Origin of the sequence: Streptomyces sp. MMG1121 (genome assembly GCF_001280015.1) — a bacterium.
Taxonomy (GTDB): Bacteria; Actinomycetota; Actinomycetes; order Streptomycetales; family Streptomycetaceae; genus Streptomyces.
The window spans coordinates 17,887-35,431 of sequence record NZ_LGDV01000186.1; the positions used below are offsets into that span (position 1 = coordinate 17,887).

Here is a 17,545-nt window from a genome sequence, read left to right on the forward strand (position 1 = left end):
GTCGTGAGCCGTGGTCAGGGCGTCGGCAGGGTGGGCCGGATCTGCCGTAGGAACGTGGCGTTGTCGGGGGTGGCGCGCAGCCGCTCCAGCAGGGTCTCCAGACCGCAGGAGCCGCCCTCCCGGGAGCGCAGGGCGCGGCGCAGACCGTGCACGGCCGTCAACTCGGCCGGGGTGAGCAGCAGTTCCTCGCGGCGGGTGCCGGTGCTGTCGACGTCCACGGCGGGGAAGCGGCGGCGGGCGGCGGCCTCCCGGTCGAGGCGCAGCTCCATGTTGCCGGTGCTCTTCAGCTCCTCGAAGTAGTAGCCGTCGGCGCGGGAGCCGGTCTCCACCAGCACGGTGGCGAGGACGGTGAGCGAGCCGCCCTCCTCGGCCTGGCGGGCGGCGCCGAAGAACCGCTTCGGGCCGAGCAGCGCTCCCGCGTCGACACCGCCGCTCAGCGTGCGCCCGCCGACGGCGGAGGCGTTGTTGTGGGCCCGGCACAGCCGGGTGAGCGAGTCGAGCAGGACGACGACGTCCTCGCCGGCCTCCACCAGACGCTTGGCCCGCTCGACGACGAGTTCGGCGAGCGCGATGTGCTCCTTGGGCGTCCGGTCGAAGGTGGAGGCGTACACCTCGCCGTGCACCGAGCGGCGCATCTCGGTGACCTCCTCGGGCCGCTCGTCCAGCAGCAGGACCATCAGCCGGCACTCGGGGTGGTTGCCGGCCACGGCGGCGGCGAGCTGCTGGAGCAGCACCGTCTTGCCGCTCTTCGGCGGGGCCACGATGAGGCCGCGCTGGCCCTTGCCGACCGGCGCGAGGAGATCGGTGACACGGCCGGCCAGGCCGGCCGCGGGGTGTTCGAGACGGATGCGGTCGTGCGGGTGCAGCGGGGTGAGGTCGCGGAAGCGGCGCCGGTCGCGCAGGTCCGCCGGGGCGCGTCCCTCGACGCGCGTGATCCCGGTCAGCGTGCGCCCCTCGCCCCGGACGCCCTCGACGAGGTCGCCCGTGCGCAGCCCGTGGCGCCGGACGAGAGCCGCGGGCACCTGGGGGTCGGCAGGGCCGGGCAGCAGGCTCGCGGCCCGCAGCTGCCCCTTCCCGTGCGCGTCGATGTCGAGGACACCGGTGACGAGCCGGGCGGCCGGGGTCTGTGCGACCACGGCAGGGTGTTCGAGTGTGGTGGTCATGGACGGGGGTCCTTTCACGGACGGAAGAAGCAGTGTGGGAAGGGGGGAGAGGCCGCGAGCGGGAGGCGGGTACACCTGCCTCCGGGCGGCGCGAACGACACCTCGGGTACGGCGGAAAAGCCCTGGTCACGAGGTGGTGCTGAGAAAGGCCCGGGCCGGTCGGAAACCTCGGCCGAGGGGCTGTTGGAGAAGAGAGCGGCACCGGTGTCCGTACGACGGGACACGCACATGCGCTGATCGCACTATACCCGTGCGTCCGCTTCGGTCAACATGATGGCGTCCGCGTCCATTCCCGCCCGGCTCCGTCCGACCCCCAGGAGAAACCGTGGAGAGCACGCCCGCCCGGCCCCCGCACCGACTGGACCCCTCCGGCGGCTGCCCGCACGCCGTCAACGCGCGACTGCTGGCCGACGGCGCCGTGGCCCCCGTCGAACTGCCCGGCGGCATCGCGGGGATGGCCGTGCTCGGGCACGAGGCGCTGAAGGAGTTCCTCCAGCATCCCGAAGTGGCCAAGAACGCACGGCACTTCAGGGCGTTGCAGGAGGGGCGGATCGCTCCCGGCTGGCCGATGCTGACCTTCGCGACCGTGCGGGGCATGACCACCGCCGACGGCGACGACCACCGCCGGCTGCGGTCCCTGGCCGCGCGGGCCTTCACCCCGCACCGGGTGGCCGAACTACGGCCCATGATCGAGGAGTTGACCGCCTCACTGCTCGACGACCTCGCCCGCGCCGCCGCCGCGGGAGACGGTGTCGCCGATCTGCGGCGGCACTTCGCCCTGCCCCTGCCGATGAGCGTCATCGGCGAACTCCTGGGAGTGGAGACCGAGTTCCGCGACCGGCTGCACCACCTCAGCGACCAGGTCGTGGCCACCGACACCACACCGGACCGGGCCATCGCCGCCAACCGCGAACTCGTCGCGGTTCTCGGCGAGATAGCGGCGGCGAAGGCCGCCCGCCCTGGCGACGACCTCACCAGTGCTCTCATCGCCGCCCGCGACGAGGGCGGCGACCGGCTCGGCGACCAGGAGCTGATCGGCACCCTCGTGCTGATGATCGTCGCCGGGCACGAGACCACCCTCAACCTGATCACCAACGCCGTCCGCGCCCTGTGCGACCACCGCGACCAGCTCGACCTGGTGCGCGCGGGCAAGGCGGGCTGGGCCGACGTGGTGGAGGAGACCCTGCGCTGGGACGCGCCGGTCAGCTACTTCCCCTTCCGCTACCCGGTGCGGGACCTGACCGTCGCCGGCACCCTCGTCCCCGCAGGCACCCCCGTCCTCGCCGGCTACTCCGCCGCCGGCCGCGACCCGGCCGCGCACGGCCCCGACGCCGACCGCTTCGACGTCACCCGCCCCGCCCGGCCCGACGCCGTACGCCATCTCTCCCTCGGGCACGGCGCGCACTACTGCCTCGGCGCACCGCTGGCCCGACTGGAGGCCGGGATCGCGCTGGAGCGGCTGTTCACCCGCTTCCCCGCCCTCGAACTCGCCGCCGACGAAGCCGGCCTGCTGCCGCACGCCGGCTTCGTCGGCAACAGTGTGCGCAGCCTGCCGGTACGGCTCGCACCGCCCGAGGGCTGAGCGCCTACCTGCCGTACGCCCGCCCGACAGACCTTTCCCGGCGCGTTTCTGGTTCCGGCCAAAGGCCCTCCCTGCGCCGCCACCACCGCACTTCGGCGGTATGGGGCGAGGGACTTGGCGATCACGGGTCGACTGGCCGGGACATGCGCGTTCATCAGCGGCACGGGGGCCGGAATCGGGCGGGCCGTGGCACAGGTGTTCGCGGCCGGGGGAGTCATGCGCTCCCTCGCGCCCGTCGACCTGTCCACGGAAACCGGCGCCCGGCAGTGGACCGAGGCCACGGCAGGCGCACGGGCCGCAACATGGTCCTGGCCTTCGAGGACACCACGGTGGCGGGCGTCATCCCGGCGGCGCGGGCCAGGCGCCGGGTGTCGTCCATCGACGGATCCGCCTGCTACGAGCTGGGCATCGCCACCAGCACCGTGCGGCCGGCGGTCGGCAACGGTGCCCTCGTGCGGCTGGGCGGCTCCGTCCGGACCGTCACCGGCACGTCGTAGCTGATCTCCCTCACCCCGGCGCGGACGCGGCCGTACGGACCCCGGGCGGCACGTCCCCCGGTGTGCGCGTGACGGCACGCCGACCACGCTCACACCGGGCCGGACCCGCACCGGTGCCCTCGTCCTGACCGTGGCGTGACGAGGTGGCGGAGGCGCGCCTGCCGTACGCCGGTCACACCGACCGCGCCTGCGCCTCCTGCGCGATGGCGTCGAACCGCGCACCCATGGCCTCGGCCAGCGCGTGCGCGCCGGACAGCGGGCGGACCATGACCATGAAGTCGTCGATCAGGCCGTCCTCGTTCACGTGAAGGAAGTCGCAGCCCGTCAGCTCGCGGTCGCCCACCCGGGCCGTGAAGACCAGCGCGTGGTCGCCACCGTTCGGGTCGCCGATCTCCCGGACGTACCGGAAGTCCTCGAAGACCTGGGCGACCGCGCGCAGGATCGCCGCGGTGATCGCCTTGCCGGGATACGGCTTGAAGACGACCGGGCTGGAGAAGACGACGTCCTCGGCCAGCAGCGCCACGGCGGCATCGAAGTCCCCGGCCTCCACCGCCTCGCGGAACGCGCGCATCGGATCACCTCTATAGTCAACTAATTGAATAGGTGCGGATGACATTAATCAACGACTGTTAGCCTGTCCATATGTCGCTCAAGCACGCCGTCCTGGCCGCCCTGCTGGAGGGCGAGGCCTCGGGCTACGAGCTGTCGAAGGTGTTCGACGTCTCGCTCGCGAACTTCTGGCCCGCCACCCCGCAGCAGCTCTACCGGGAACTGGAGCGCCTCGCGCAGGACGGGCTCGTCCAGGCCCGGACCGTGCAGCAGGAACGCCGGCCCAACAAGCGGATGTTCACGCTCACGCCGGCCGGCCGGGCCGAGCTGAGCGCGTTCGCCGCCGAGCCGCCGAAGCGGCCCACGGCCATCCGCGACGAACTCCTCATCAAGATCCAGGCGATGGACGGCGGCGACCCGGAGGTCACCCGGGCACTGATCGAGGAGCGCAGGGGCTGGGCCCACGGAAAGCTCGACCGTTACCGGCGGGTGCGCGACCGTCTCCTGGACGGGCGGACCGAGGAGGAGTACCTGCGCACCGCCGACCGTGTCGGGCCGTACCTCACCCTCATGGCCGGGATCGCCTTCGAGGAGGAGAACCTGCGCTGGTGCCGGCGGGCCCTCGCGGTCCTCGCGGAACGGGTGGCCCTAGGCTGAAGTGATGTTCGGTCCCGAAGGTCCCAGCCTGCGTGAACTCGCGGTGCAGGCGCTGTCGTCCGTGGAGCGCGGCTACGATCTGCTCGCCCCCAAGTTCGACCACACCCCGTTCCGGACGCCCGACGAGGTGCTGGAGTCCGTCGGGCGGACGCTCGCCCCGCTGGGCCCGTTCGAGGACGGGCTCGATCTGTGCTGCGGCACGGGTGCGGGCGTGCAGGTGCTGACCGGGCTGTGCCGCCGCAGCGTCACCGGCGTCGACTTCAGCGCGGGCATGCTGGACGTGGCCCGGCGCCGGGTGCGGCCGCCCGCGGCAGGGCCCGAGGTCGCCTGGGTGCGCGGCGACGCCCGGGCGCTGCCGTTCCCGGCCGCCTTCGATCTCGTGGTGTCCTTCGGGGCGTTCGGTCACTTCCTGCCCCGCGAACTGCCGGGCCTGTTCGCCCAGGTCCACTCGGTGCTGCGGCCCGGCGGCCGGTTCGCGTTCCCGGTGCTCGCCCCGCCCCGCCCGACCGGGCCCGGCTACTGGATACTGCTTGGCTTCGACGCGGCCATGCGGGTGCGCAACGCCCTGTGGCGGCCGCCCTTCGTCATGTACTACCGCACCTTCCGACTCGGCCATGTGCTGCGGGAGTTGGGGCAGGCCGGCCTCGGCGCCGAACTGCACGCGCTGCCGGAGTTCGGGCGGCGCGGCGACGGCAGCCCGCGGGTCCGGCTGGTGGTGGCCCGGCGGGATCAGCCCGCGGCGGGCAGCGTGAACTCGTAGACCAGCGTGTCCTGTTCGTTCACCACCAGATCGGTGATCTCCAGCGGCCGGGCGAACTGGTCGTGCACCCACCGGGTCACCCGCACCGAGGAGGCGTCGCCGACCTGGCTGATGGCGTCCCGGTGGTGCAGGGTCAGACCGGCCTTGCGCATCCAGTCGTAGGCCCGCCGCAGCTGTGCCGGGGTCGCCCCGTCGGCGCGTTCCCGGTAGCGGGCCAGCTCCGCGACCTCGGCCAGTGCCACCGCCGAGAACGACGTGACCGCGGTGCGCAGCGAGCGGCCGTCGGGCGTCGCCGACCGGTAGCGGTGTACGAGCGTCGGCCGGTGCGGGGCGAGTCCCAGCGCCCGCGCGTGCTCCGGCGGTGGCGCCTCCCAGGTCACCGTGGCCCGGTCGACCGCGCACGGGTCCGCCGGGCGGGCGCCCAGCGGGAAGGTGGGTGTCCCGGGCGCCTCGACCGGCCGGCCGGGCAGCGTGGCGTGGCTGCCGCGCCGGTCGGTCGCGACCAGACCGCCGCGGCGCAGCACCTCCAGCGCCTGCCGGACGGTCTCCCGGCTCACCTGGTAGTGCGCGGCCAAGTGCCGTTCGCCGGGCAGCCGTTCGCCCGGGGGAATGGTGCCGGCGCGCAGTTCGTCGAGCAGCAGAGCCGCGATCCGCCCGTACAGGGGCCGGTCGTCGCCCTGCGCGGTTTCGTGGCTCGGTGCGGGTTCGTGCGGGGTGGTGCGGGCCATGCCGCGCCCTCCTGTGGTGACAAGACGTAGCCGTGCGGGCTCATTGCGCGACCACAATTAGCATTGGTCTAAACCACAAGGGAAGAGCGGCTCGGCGGTTCGGCCGAAACCCGCGCCCTCTCAGGCGTACGACCGCAGCCAGCGCACCTGGTGGGCCTCGTGGAAGGGGCCGCCGCCCTCGTGGTCGTTGAAGTCGTACACCTCGATCGCCTTGTCCTCCTGCGCCCAGGCGTTGAAGGCCGCGAACACCGTCGACGGCGGGCAGGTCTGGTCTTCCAGGGCGGCGGAGAACAGGGCCGGTGCCCGGCCCCGGGCCGCGAAGTGCACCCCGTCGAAGTAGGACAGCGTGCGCCGCACCTCCGCCGAGCGGCCGCGGTGCGTCTTGAGGAACAGGCCTATCTCCCGGTACGGGTGACGGTCCGTCAGGGTCGTCGCGCGCGGAAAATCGCACAGGAACGGCACGTCCGGCGCCACCGCGACCAGGTCGGGGACCAGTCCGCCGACGGCCAGGGTGATGCCGCCGCCCTGGCTCGCACCGAGCGCCACCGTCCGCGTCGCGTCGGTCAGCGGATGCGCACGTGCCGCCTCGACCGCGCGCACGGCGTCCGTGAACACCCGGCGGTAGTAGTAGTTCTCGGGCGCGTCGATGCCGCGCGTCATGAAACCCGGGTACGCCGGTGCCGCGCCCACCGGATCCGCCGTGCCGCCACCCGCGCCCCAGGCGCTGCCCTGGCCGCGGGTGTCCATCGTGAAGTGCGCGCGGCCCGTCGACGCCCACAGCAGGTTCTCGTGCGGCAGACCGCGCCCGCCGCCGTAGCCGATGAACTCCACGACCAGCGGCAGGGGTTCCGCCGCGCCGGCCGGCAACCGAAGCCAGCCCTTGACGGGGTGACCGTCGAAGCCGGCGAACGTCACGTCGTACACCTCGACCGTGGACAGCCCGGTGTCCACGGGCTCGAAGCGGGCGTCCAGTTCGTGCTCGCGCGCCTGCTCCAGGGTCTTGTCCCAGAAGGCGTCGAAGTCCTCGGGCTCGGTGGACTCACTGCGGTATGCGTGCAGTTCGTCGAGGGAGAGGTCGAACAGGGACATGGGCGACCGCCTTTGAGAAGGGCCTACGGGTCAGCTCACCGTACGTGAACGATCGCAGGCCTGACCAGGCCCCACAAGGCGTGCAGACGCGGTATCCGAACGGTCGACGCGCCTGGTCATACGGTGGGCAAGCGCTTGCGCCCGGCAAGGGGCGACCCGCCTGTCAGGGCCTGGTGACCGGCGCCCCGTCACGTCCGGGGCTGGGTCCACCTCGGCCCGGTCCGCGCCCACGCGCGTTCCCACTCCGCCATGCGGTGGCGCAGCGCGGTCCGGCGCTCCACGGCGTGCGCGAAGAGCACGACGGCCGCCGTGCCGCCCGCCGCGCACACGCCGACGGTCACCGCGTGCTGCCAGACGGCCGCTCGGTCCGGCGGCGGGGCGACACCCCGGCCGCGCGAGTCGAACCACACGGACACCGTGTCACCGGTCCGGGTGCCCGCCGGTACCCGGGTCCAGGCGGTACGGGTCGCCTTGCCGGGCTCGGTCCAGCGGACCTCGGCACGGTAGGGGCGCTCGCGGTCGCCGCCCTCCACCGCGGACGCCCGCCGGGGCGGGTCGCCGATCACCAGGGCACGCACCTGGTGGCGTTCGGCGCGCGCCGCCGTCGCGAGCGCCCGGGCCTGGTCATGCGCGCGCAGGCCCGCGGCCACCCCGACCAGGGGCGCCACCACGAACAGCAGGACGGTGACCACCAGCACCGTCCACGTCTCCACGACATCGGAGCGGCGCCGCAGCGGATTGCGCTGCCAGCGCCAGCCACGCACCCGGGTCCGCATGACCACCTCCTCGCCCCGCCGCAGCCGGAACGCCGGACGGGCCGCCGTCACGGGCCCGCCGCCCCCCACCGCTCACGCACACGCGCGTCCACACCCGTCTCGTACCCCGTACGGTGCCCCTCGCTCACGCCATGAACCGCGAGTTCAAGCCCGCTTGGAGCGCGGAACGAGCCATGCGCCCCACGATCGCGCGGACGGCCCCGGCGTGCGACCCGAGTGCCCGGCCCTCGGGCGCGGACGCGCGTGTCAGCCGAAGCGCTCGATGCGGATCCGCTCCACCGGCTGCCCGGCCGCGACCAGCAGCCGGGACGCGTGCTCGGCGAACCCGTTGGACCCACACACATAGGCCTCCCACCCACCGGGAGGCTGCTCGGCCAGCAACGGGGCCACATGTGCGGCCGCCATACGTCCCACCGGCATCCCCTGTGGGGCGCTGCGGGTGAACACGGGGGTCGTCTCCGGGCCCAGCTCCGACGCGTAGATCAGCTCCTCCGGGCTGCGCGCCGACACCAGCAGGCGCAGCGGCACCGTGAGGCCGCGCAGCCGGTGGTGCCGCACCATCGACATCAGCGGTACGACCCCGGAGCCGGCGCCGATCAGCAGCGCGGGCCGGTCGCCCGGCCAGGCGAAGAAACCGCTCAGCGGCCCGCGCACCTCGACGGTGTCACCGGGCCGCGCCTGGGTGTGGAACCAGCCGGAGACCTCGCCGTCCGGCACATGGTCGAGGGTCAGCTCGATGTGCCCGCGGTCGTCGGGCGCCGACGCGAGGGAGTAGTGGCGCTGTGCCGTGTAGCCGTCCGGCGCGGTCAGCCGCAGCAGCAGATGCTGACCGGGCAGATGCCCCGCCCAGTCCGGCACGGCCAGCCGGAACGTGGCCGTGTGCGGCGTCTCGCGCCGGAGCTCCGTCAGCGTGGCGGTCTGCCACCGGGCCGCCGCCTGCTCGCTCACCGCGATCCGCCCGGGCACGGCGAACCGCGTCGCGGGGACGACGGAACCGGAGGGCGCCGTGGTGGACGGCACGTTCAGGTCGGCAGGGGGAACGGTCGTGTGGGTCGTCGGCGTCTCAGTCACCGGAGTACCGCTGCTCCTCCCAGGGATTGCCGCGCTCGTGGTAGCCGTTGCGCTCCCAGAAACCCGGCTCGTCGTGGTCGAGCAGCGTGAGGCCCGCGATCCACTTGGTGCTCTTCCAGAAGTAGAGGTGCGGCACGATCAGCCGTGCCGGGCCGCCGTGCTCGGACGGCAGCGGCTCGCCGCCGTACTCCCAGACGATCCAGGCCCGCCCGCCGGTGAGGTCGGCGAGCGGCAGGTTCGCGGTGTACCCGGTGTGGGAGTAGGCGACTGCATGTGTGGCAGACACATGGGGCCGCACCACAGCGAAGAACGCGTCCAGGGAGACGCCGCCGAAACGGACGCCGAACTTCGACCAGCCGGTCACGCAGTGGATGTCACCGTCGTACGCGGACTCCGGGAGCGCGTGCGCCGCGTCCCAGTCCCAGGTGTGCGGCCGCTCCACCAGGCCGTCGATACGGAAGGACCAGTCGGCCGGGGCGAGGTCGGGGGTGACCTCTGCGGACAGGACGGGCCAGTCCGCGCCCGCGTCGTACTGGCCGGGCGGCAGTCCCGGGTGGTGGACGCGCGGGCGGCCCGTGAAGCCTCGCGTGACGTTCATCCTTCAACCGTACGCTGTCGCACCCCGTGCTCCGTCCCAGGTCACTGCCCCGATCATGGCGCCTGTACGAACTCTTTCGGGCCCAGGGAATAGCTCTGCGGCGCTTCTCCTTTGCCCTCGGTGCCGGCACCGGTAGACCGGTGACAGCGCGAGAGAAGCGAGGGAAGAGCATGCCCAAGGCGTATGTCTACACGCGGCACGGCGGACCGGAGGCCGAGGCGCTGACCGAACTGGACCGCCCGAGCCCGGGCCCCGGCGAGATCCTGATCGCGGTCCGCGCGGCGGGAGTGAACCCCGTCGACTGGAAGCTGCGCCAGGGCTTTCTCCGCCCCGGTGAGCACGAGCGCACCTTCCCGACGGTCTTCGGCAGCGAGGCCGCCGGCGTCGTGGTGGAGGTCGGCCCGGGGGTCACCGGCTTCGCCGTCGGCGACGAGGTGTTCGGTAGCACCGTCCACGGCGGCTACGCCGAGTACGCCCTGCTGAGCGCCGGTGTGACCGCCCGCAAACCTGCCGCGCTCTCCTTCGCCGACGCCGCCACCCTCCCGGTCGCCGCGGCCACCGCCTACGACGGCGTCCGCCAGCTCGACCTGCCCGCGGGCGCGACCCTGCTGGTGACGGGCGCGGGCGGCGGTGTCGGCAGCGCGGTCGCGCAGATCGCCCGCGCCTTCGGACTGCATGTCGTGGGAGTGGCGAGCGAGGGCAAGAAGGACTTCGTGGAGTCGCTCGGCGCCGTGCACGTGGCCTCCGGGCCCGACCTCGTCGAGCGGGTGCGGGCCGTCGCGCCCGACGGGATCGACGGGGTGTACGACCTGGTCGGCGGCCCGGTGCTCGCCGAGGCCGCCGAGCTGCTCAAGGACCGCGGCAAGCTGATCACGGCCGGTTCCCCGCTGGAGGCCGTCACCGCGCTGGGCGGGGCCCGTGTCGAGCGGGCCCGCACCGCCGCCGTCCTGGACGCGGTCGCTGACCTCGTCGTACGCGGCGAGCTGAAGCCGTTCGTGACCCGCACCTTCCCGCTCGCGGATGCCGGCCGGGCGCTGCGCGCCGTCGAGGAGGGGCACACCCGCGGCAAGATCGTGATCGAGGTGGCCGCGTGAGCGTCATAGCCGGCGCGGACGGCGACGACCGGACCGGCACCGGCGCCGCCCCGCACGTCCTCGACAACCCCGCCCTGGCCGCGCTGACCGGCCCGCACGCCCGGTTCGCCGAACGGCGCGGCCGGGTCCTGCGCTACCCGGCCGACGTCTCCCCGTGGCTCGCCCTGCCCGACGAGCCGGACGCGCAGGACTGGGCGGACCTCGCGGCGCTGGCGGGTCCCGGCGCCGAGGTCCCGCTGCCGGGCTTCCGCGGCGAGGTGCCGGACGGCTGGGAGATCACCTTCCGGATCGAGGGCGTACAGCTCGTGGACGACTCCCTCGCCGCCGCACCGGACGCCGAGGCGGTCCGGCTCGGCCCGACGGACGTGCCCGAGATGCTCGACCTCGTGGCCCGCACCCGGCCCGGACCGTTCCTGCCGCGCACCATCGAACTCGGCAGCTACCTCGGCATCCGCCGTGAGGGCGCGCTGGTCGCCATGGCGGGGGAGCGGCTGCGCCCGCCGGGCTGGACCGAGATCAGCGCGGTCTGCACCGACCCGGCCTTCCGCGGCGAGGGCCTCGCCACCCGGCTGATCCTCGCGGTCGCGCACGGCATCCGGGAGCGCGGCGAGACACCGTTCCTGCACACGGGCGCCCAGAACACGAACGCGATCCGGCTGTACGAGTCCCTGGGCTTCCGGCTGCGCCGCCACACCGCGTTCGCCGCGGCCCGGTTCCCGGAACGACTGGCGCACGACCGGACGGCGGTACCGGTGGCGTAGCCGGTGTCCGCGGGTCGCTGCCGTTGCCGTTGCCGTTGCCGTTGCCGTTGCCGCTGCGGCAGCGGCAGCGGCCGTCCGCCGCGAGCGGGGCGGGTGCCTGCGAGCGGCACGGCGCCCCGCACCGCCGCGTCCCGCGCAACCGCCGTCACGCCCGCACCAGGAGTCCCGCCCGCACCAAGTGCCGTACAGGCGCGGGACCCGGACACAGTGCCTCACGGGCGCGGCAACCGGACCAGGCCGCCCGGGTCAGCCGGAGCCCGTGGCACCCGGCCCGGCGTTGTAACGCTCCAGATAGGCCGCGAAGCGGACCAGGTCCTCCTCCGGCCAGTCGGCGAGCCGTTCCCGGAAGGCGGCCCGGCGGCTGCGGGTGACCTGGGCGAGGATCTCCTCGCCCGCCTCCGTCAGATGCAGCACCTGGACCCGGTGGTCCTCCGGATCCAGCCGGCGCTCGATCAGCCCGGCCCGCTCCAGCGCCGCCACCTGACGGCTGACCGTCGACTTGTCCAGGGCGTAGTGCGCCGCCAGGTCCGTCGCCCGGCAGCCGCCCTGCTCCTCCAGGTGCCCGAGCAGGGTGTACGACACCAGCGTCAGCTCGGGGTGCATACGGCCCGCCGAGGCGCGAGCCCGGCGGGCGAAGATCGTCATCTCGCGCTGGATCGTCTCGACGGCCGACTCCGCTGCGGTCACGGGAATACCTCCTCCGGCGTTCTAGTTGTATAGTACAACTTGATGTGGAAGTTGTATAAGCCAACCTTTGGAGGTCGTGCCCGATGAGGTCACCGGCACTGCGCCATGTGCTCACGCACCTGATCACCCCGCTGTTGATGTGCCTGGGCATGGGGCTCGCGTACATGGGGGCCTTCGTCACCCCCGAGCCGCACCACCTGCCGGTCGCCGTAGTCGGCACCACCCCGCAGGCGAAGGTGTTCGCCCAGACGGTCAAGGACACCGCGGGGGGCAAGCTCGACATCCGCACGGTCGCGACCCGTGCCGACGCCGTGGACCTGCTGAAGTCCCGGGACGTGACCGGCGCCTATGTGCCGAGCACCCATGCTCCCGAGCTGCTCGTGGCCAGCGCCGCCTCGGACATGGGGGCGACGGCCGTCGAGAAGGTCTTCACGCCGGTCGCCGCACGGGAGGGCATCCCGCTGAAGGTCACCGACGTGGCCGCGCCGGTCGCTGACGACCCCACCGGTCAGGGCCTGTTCTTCCTGCTGATCGCGGTCAGCATCGGCTCCTACGCCTCGGTCGCCGCCCTCGGCGCCGCCGGTGCCGCGCTCCCGATGCGGATACGGGCGCTGCTCGCGCTCGGGGTCTCCGCCGTGGTCGGCGGTATCGGGACGCTGCTCGCCGGGCCGGTGTTCCACCTCGCGCACCACGACCTCGCGAGCCTGTTCGGGATGGCGTGGCTGTACTCCGCGGGCATCCTCCTCATCGGTGTCGGCCTGCACACCTTCCTGAAGCGGTGGACCACACTGACGATGATGGTGCTGTTCGTGATGCTGAACTTCACCAGCTCCGGCGGCCTGTTCCGCCCCGAGCTGCAGAACGGCTTCTTCGGCACCCTGCACGCCTTCTGGAACGGCGCCGGCTTCGTCGAGGGCATCCGCAGCCTGCTGTACTTCGGCGACGACGGCCTCGCGCGCAACGTGTGGACCCTCGTGGTCTGGCTCCTGGTGGGCCTCGTCGTGACCGGGATCGCGGCCCTGTACGAGCGGCCCCGGCACGCCCGGCACGCGGCCGCCCACGGCGAGAGCACCCCTCGGCCGGCCGCCGTGCCCGCCCCGGCGCGCACAGCTGAGGCCACGGCCGGTCAGGACACCGAGCGGGATGCCGAGCAAGAGGTCGAGGAAGAGGTCGAGGAGACGGTCGGCGTCTGATCCGACGCCGACCGCGGCCTTCCGCACCAGCCAAGGACTTCCACGCCGGCCGGGGCCTTCGACACCGGCCGGGACCACCGGTCACCACGGAACGGACGCGGACACGGACAGGGAGCGCACCGCCCGGCGTCGGGCGGCGCCCCCGCCGGCCTGCCCGTCATCCCGACGCCGAGCCGATCGTCACCACCCGCGCCCACGCGGGCGGCGTGTCCGGCCGGTAGCCGGGATCGTTCTCGTCCCAGGACCCGCCGGCCCGCGCGAACAGACCCACCACCGTCCGGCAGGCCGGCCGCGCCTCGGGCCACGGTGTCTGTCCGTCGGTCAGGACCACCACCACGTCGGGCCGCGTACGCAGCGCCCGGGTGAACCCGGTGCGCAGGTCCGTCCCGCCGCCGCCCATCAGCTCGATGCCCTCCGTCCGGCACAGCGGCTGGACGGTCTGGGCCGCGGCATCGCAGGACAGCACGGTGACCAGGTCCCGCCGTCCGCCGAGGGCCCGGGAGATGGCGGCCACCTCCAGCAGCGCACTGCCCAGTTCGGCGTCGCTGACCGAGCCCGAGGTGTCCACGACCACACAGACCCGAGGCGGTCTGCGCCGCAGGCTCGGCAGTACGACCCCGGGCAGGCCGGCCGAGCGCCGCGCCGGGCGGCCGTAGCGGTAGTCCTCGCCCGCGCCCCCTCCGGAGACCGCCGAGCGGAGCGCCGAGCCCAGCAACTGCCGCCACGGCTGCGGCGGATGGAACACCTCCTCGGCCCAGCGCCGCCAGCCCTGCGGGGCGCTGCCCGGAGCGCCGTTGATGCCCTGGGCCACCCGGAACCGGACCGCGTCCCGCTCCTGCTCGCTCAGTCCGTGCGCGCCGTCGGGTCCCAGCTCCCACGCCCGGTCCAGCCCGTCTGCGCCGCTGCCGCAGTCCAGCCACGCCAGCCGTCCCAGCCATGACCCCAGCCGGAACCGCCCCAGGTACTCCTCCATCAACTCGCCTGTGGGCAGCCCCAGTCTGTCCGGTGTCACGGCGTCCTCCGGGCACACCAGTCCGTCGCCGTACACGTCGTCGTTGATCTCGCAGTCCCCGGCGATGTTCATCCGCAGCCGTTCCGCCGGACCGGTCAGCCCGCGCTCACGGGCGACCCGGTCGCCGCGCCCGTGGTGGTCGCGCAGCAGATGTGACACCTCGTGCACCCACACGGCGGCCAGTTCCTCGACCGGCGTACGGTCCACGAACGCCGGGGAGGCGTAGCACCGCCAGTACCGGTCGACGCCCATCGTCGGCACCTGTCGCGACTCCACCGGGTGCAGTGCGAAGAGTGCCGTGGCCAGGTAGGGCCGGACGCGGGCGGCGTGGAGGCGTGCGGCGAGGAGTTTGCCGAGGTCCAGTGCCCCGGGTGCGGTCGGTGTCGTCATCGGGTTCCGGTGGTCCGGCGGCCGGTTTCGCCGGGGTGCCGGGACGGGGGGCGTACCGGCCCCGTCGGCTGTTCGTCCCCCGTCGGCACCTGTGGTGATCCCGCCGGGTGCGGTGCGAGGAGTGCCGTGGCCGGGCTGGACCGGCCGGCCACCGCGCGATGGTCGCCGAGGTCCGCTGGCCCCGGGTGCGGTCGGCGTCATCGCCGGACTCCGGTGGCTCGGCGGGCGGCTTTGTCGGCCCGTCGGGACAGGGACACCACCCCGGCCAGCCGATCGACCGCCGCCGGCACCTGCCAGTCCTCCCGGCGCAGCGAGGCCAGCGTGGTCGCCGGTACGACCACCACGTCCGGGGCGCCGCTCTCCATCGCCCGCACCAGCAACGCCCAGGCCGCGTCCCAGCGGTCCCGCTCCGGTCGCTGGCGCACCGCGGCCACCACCCCGTCCAGCGCGGCCTGCCGCAGATCCCCGCGCTCGGGGAGCACGGCAGCCGCCGGGTCCGCCAGCAGCGACTCCGGGTCGGGCAGGTCCATCCGGTCCAGGCTCGCCAGCAGCTCCAGTCCGGGACCGTCCCCCACGGTGCCCCGTACCAGCAGCGACAGCACGTCCCGCGCGGATCCGGCGGCGGTCGCGAAGGCGATGAGCCGCAGCGTCGCCTCCCAGCTCCGGGGCGACGGCCAGGCACCGCCCCGCCGGCTCTCCCCGGTGGGCAGCCGGTGCACGAGCCCCGGCCGCGCGACCAGGAAGGCGCACACCGCGCGGCGGGCGAAGTCCACCGCGTCCGCCAGCCGCTCCTCGTCGAGCCGGGGCAGGGTCGCCCGCGGCCAGGTCCCGCCGAGACCGCGGACGACGACGTCGTGGTCGTGGGTCCACTGCAGATGCACGAACCGGTTGGCCAGCGGAGGGCTCAGCTCCCAGCCGTCGGCGGCCGAGGAGCGCGGGTTGGCGGCGGCCACGATCCGCACCCCGGGCGGCAGCCGGAGGGCGCCGATCCGCCGCTCCAGCACGAGCCGCAGCAGCGCCGCCTGCACGGCCGGGGGAGCGGTGGACAGCTCGTCCAGGAACAGCAGCCCCCGCCCGGCGCGCACGAGCCGTACCGCCCAGTCCGGCGGGGCCATCGGGACGCCCTGTACGGCGGGGTCGTCGCCCACGACGGGCAGCCCCGAGAAGTCGGACGGCTCGTGCACACTCGCGATCACGGTGGTCAGCGGCAGGTCGAGAGCGGCGGCGAGCTGGGTCAGCGCGGCCGTCTTGCCGATGCCGGGTTCACCCCACAGCAGTACCGGAAGGTCGGCGGCCACGGCCAGGGTCAGTGCCTCCAGCTGGATGTCGGCGCGCGGCTCGGTGGTGGTGTCGCGCAGCAGGGTCAACAGGGTCTCGGCCACGTCGAGTTGAGGAGCGGGCGGGAGGGAAGCAGTCATGTGGGATCACCTGAGGGGTGTGAGGTCGACAGGAAAGGACGAAGGTGGTCACGCTCCGTCAAGTGGGCGTGAACGCAAGGGAGTTCAACCCTGGTGGCGGCGGTGCCGGCGCCGTGTCGGGTTGCGGTACGGGTCGGCGGGGGCGTGGCCGGGGCCGGTCAGACCGGCCCGGTAGAGGCCGTAGGCGATGCGCCGCCGCGCCGCGGCCGCCAGTTCGTCCCGCAGCGGCCCCTCGCGCAGCACCGCGCCCGGACCGAGCAGCGACTCGACCACGGCCAGGGCCCCCGCGCTGTCGCCGTGGTCCAGCCGCTCCCGGACGCCGGTGAGGCAGTCCGGACGCCGATGCGCCTCGTCGACGAACCGCAGACAGGGCAGCGGAGGACCGCCGAGCGCGGCCAGCAGCTCCTCGCGCCGGATCTCGTCCGGGCCGTGGTCCAGCGGGACCAGGACGCCGTCGACCAGACCGATCCGGTGCCGCTCCCCCCGGCACTCCACGAGACGCGCCTCCGCCACCGGGTCGGTGCCGCGCGGCGGCCCGGCCGGCCGGTGTCCGGGAGCCAGCGCGGCGGCGACCAGCGGGTGCAGCCGGTCGGGTGCCAGCAGCCCGGCGCGAAGCAGTTCCAGGTCGGGCGGGATCCAGGTCGCCGCGTCGGGCAGGACGGGCAGCGCGGCGAGCCCTTCGGCCGGGGGCCGCGGTGCGCGCCGCAGACCGGGTGCCCCGCCGCCCTTGTCCGGGGACAGCTCCAGGACCAGCCCGCGCCGGCCGCCGCACCGTACGGCGAAGGCACCGGCGGACCGTCCCTCGGCGCCGAGCAGGATGGCCGCCTCGGCCGCCCACCGGCCCACGGCACAGCCGTGCTCCGGCGGTGCGAGCCCGAGCGGATCGGCGTCCGGCGGCGCGGGCCCGCCGGCCCCGGAACGGTCGCGCAGCTCGGCGGCCCTGCGCGCGTCCCACAGGTGCCGGTGCAGATCGAGCCGGTAGCGCCGGCTGGGGCGCGGATGGGGATGGCCGCCGCTGTGTGCACGGGCCGGATCCCACAGGGCCAGGCTGATCCGCTGGCCGGCGTCGGCCCAGGCCGGCGGGGTGCGGGCGACGAGCGTCGGTGGACCGGCCCGGCCGGCTCCGGCGTACCGGGCCAGCGTGAGGGTCAGCCCGGGGCGCATCAGCCCGTCGGGCGCGATCCTCGGCATGTGCCAGCGCAGCAGGTCAGGGGCGAGATGGCGGAGGTCGGCGCGGAGTCGGGCCGCCAGCTCCCGGCCGTGGACTCGGGCGACGGAACGAAGATCGAGGTCGACGTCGATCCGGGCGGCGGCGCAGGCACCCGCCCAGTCCCCGGCGGCACGGCGGACGGTGGCGAGCTCGATCATGGACGGTGGCACGGCGTACGCACGCACGCGCTGCCACAGGGAAAGCCGGGAATCCCCGTACGCGGTGAAGGTGGGCATCAGCACTCACCTTGCGCGGACGGGACCCCCAATCCGAGAGTGGAGTGAGTCGTCATCGCAGGGATCGTAACCAC

18 protein-coding genes are annotated in these 17,545 nt (G+C 74.1%); 7 read left to right on the forward strand and 11 right to left on the reverse strand.

The genetic code is table 11. From position 1 onward, the window contains the following. Positions 1-14: 14 nt before the first annotated feature. The gene (gene rho, locus ADK64_RS16795) at positions 15-1,163 is read right to left on the reverse strand and encodes a transcription termination factor Rho (RefSeq protein WP_053659698.1); all 1,149 of its coding nucleotides are present in this window, start codon (positions 1,161-1,163) and stop codon (positions 15-17) included. Positions 1,164-1,488: 325 nt separating this feature from the next. Here rho and ADK64_RS16800 point away from each other — a divergent pair, with 325 nt between their 5' ends. Together ADK64_RS16800 and ADK64_RS45945 are read left to right on the forward strand one after the other, a co-directional pair. Beyond that, entirely contained in the window at positions 1,489-2,745 is a 1,257-nt protein-coding gene (locus ADK64_RS16800; RefSeq protein ID WP_053659700.1) for a cytochrome P450 family protein, read from the forward strand. Between the two features lie 266 nt (positions 2,746-3,011). Then, complete coding sequence (locus tag ADK64_RS45945; protein ID WP_053659702.1) at positions 3,012-3,242, forward strand: hypothetical protein; 231 nt, start codon at positions 3,012-3,014, stop codon at positions 3,240-3,242. Between the two features lie 172 nt (positions 3,243-3,414). Here ADK64_RS45945 and ADK64_RS16810 read toward each other — a convergent pair whose 3' ends face one another. Continuing rightward, a complete protein-coding gene (locus tag ADK64_RS16810) occupies positions 3,415-3,813 on the reverse strand; it encodes a nuclear transport factor 2 family protein (protein WP_053659705.1) in 399 nt (132 codons plus the stop codon). Between the two features lie 71 nt (positions 3,814-3,884). On the opposite strand from ADK64_RS16810, the gene ADK64_RS16815 reads away from it, so the two are divergent. After that, positions 3,885-4,448, forward strand: coding sequence for a PadR family transcriptional regulator (locus ADK64_RS16815; protein ID WP_053659706.1), 564 nt, complete (start codon positions 3,885-3,887; stop codon positions 4,446-4,448). 4 nt (positions 4,449-4,452) lie between these two features. Further along, a complete protein-coding gene (locus tag ADK64_RS16820) occupies positions 4,453-5,208 on the forward strand; it encodes a class I SAM-dependent methyltransferase (RefSeq protein ID WP_053659981.1) in 756 nt (251 codons plus the stop codon). On the opposite strand, the gene ADK64_RS16825 is transcribed toward ADK64_RS16820, so the two are convergent. The 5 genes from ADK64_RS16825 to ADK64_RS16845 all read right to left on the reverse strand — a co-directional run bounded on the left by ADK64_RS16825 (position 5,178) and on the right by ADK64_RS16845 (position 9,470). Next, complete coding sequence (locus ADK64_RS16825) at positions 5,178-5,936, reverse strand: GntR family transcriptional regulator (protein ID WP_053659707.1); 759 nt, start codon at positions 5,934-5,936, stop codon at positions 5,178-5,180. The two genes, ADK64_RS16820 and ADK64_RS16825, sit on opposite strands and share 31 nt — an antisense overlap. Before the next feature lie 120 nt (positions 5,937-6,056). Then, positions 6,057-7,025, reverse strand: a complete 969-nt coding sequence (locus ADK64_RS16830) for an acetylxylan esterase (RefSeq protein WP_053659710.1) — start codon at positions 7,023-7,025, stop codon at positions 6,057-6,059. Between the two features lie 188 nt (positions 7,026-7,213). Next, entirely contained in the window at positions 7,214-7,801 is a 588-nt protein-coding gene (locus tag ADK64_RS16835; protein ID WP_053659984.1) for a hypothetical protein, read from the reverse strand. A 246-nt stretch (positions 7,802-8,047) separates the two neighbouring features. Then, the gene (locus tag ADK64_RS16840) at positions 8,048-8,821 is read right to left on the reverse strand and encodes a ferredoxin reductase (RefSeq protein ID WP_053659986.1); all 774 of its coding nucleotides are present in this window, start codon (positions 8,819-8,821) and stop codon (positions 8,048-8,050) included. 43 nt (positions 8,822-8,864) lie between these two features. Beyond that, positions 8,865-9,470 (reverse strand): sulfite oxidase-like oxidoreductase, encoded by a 606-nt coding sequence (locus ADK64_RS16845; protein ID WP_053659712.1) that lies wholly within the window; start codon positions 9,468-9,470, stop codon positions 8,865-8,867. Between the two features lie 170 nt (positions 9,471-9,640). Between ADK64_RS16845 and ADK64_RS16850 the strand changes: the two genes are divergently transcribed. Then, positions 9,641-10,564, forward strand: a complete 924-nt coding sequence (locus tag ADK64_RS16850; RefSeq protein WP_053659714.1) for an NADP-dependent oxidoreductase — start codon at positions 9,641-9,643, stop codon at positions 10,562-10,564. A 5-nt stretch (positions 10,565-10,569) separates the two neighbouring features. Next, the gene (locus ADK64_RS16855) at positions 10,570-11,325 is read left to right on the forward strand and encodes a GNAT family N-acetyltransferase (RefSeq protein ID WP_053659993.1); all 756 of its coding nucleotides are present in this window, start codon (positions 10,570-10,572) and stop codon (positions 11,323-11,325) included. Positions 11,326-11,571: 246 nt separating this feature from the next. Here ADK64_RS16855 and ADK64_RS16860 read toward each other — a convergent pair whose 3' ends face one another. Beyond that, positions 11,572-11,970 carry a MarR family winged helix-turn-helix transcriptional regulator gene (locus ADK64_RS16860; protein ID WP_267888552.1) on the reverse strand — a complete coding sequence of 133 codons (399 nt, stop codon included), beginning with the start codon at positions 11,968-11,970 and terminating at the stop codon, positions 11,572-11,574. Positions 11,971-12,095: 125 nt separating this feature from the next. Between ADK64_RS16860 and ADK64_RS16865 the strand changes: the two genes are divergently transcribed. Further along, entirely contained in the window at positions 12,096-13,205 is a 1,110-nt protein-coding gene (locus ADK64_RS16865; RefSeq protein WP_053659718.1) for a hypothetical protein, read from the forward strand. 157 nt (positions 13,206-13,362) lie between these two features. Here the strand turns inward: ADK64_RS16865 and ADK64_RS16870 are convergent, their stop codons facing one another. The 3 genes from ADK64_RS16870 to ADK64_RS16880 form a co-directional block, all read right to left on the reverse strand. Beyond that, positions 13,363-14,607, reverse strand: a complete 1,245-nt coding sequence (locus ADK64_RS16870; protein ID WP_053659720.1) for a DUF2201 family putative metallopeptidase — start codon at positions 14,605-14,607, stop codon at positions 13,363-13,365. Positions 14,608-14,804: 197 nt separating this feature from the next. Beyond that, a complete protein-coding gene (locus tag ADK64_RS16875) occupies positions 14,805-16,025 on the reverse strand; it encodes an AAA family ATPase (RefSeq protein WP_053659722.1) in 1,221 nt (406 codons plus the stop codon). A gap of 84 nt (positions 16,026-16,109) precedes the next feature. After that, complete coding sequence (locus tag ADK64_RS16880) at positions 16,110-17,471, reverse strand: hypothetical protein (protein WP_053659723.1); 1,362 nt, start codon at positions 17,469-17,471, stop codon at positions 16,110-16,112. Positions 17,472-17,545 lie beyond the last annotated feature (74 nt).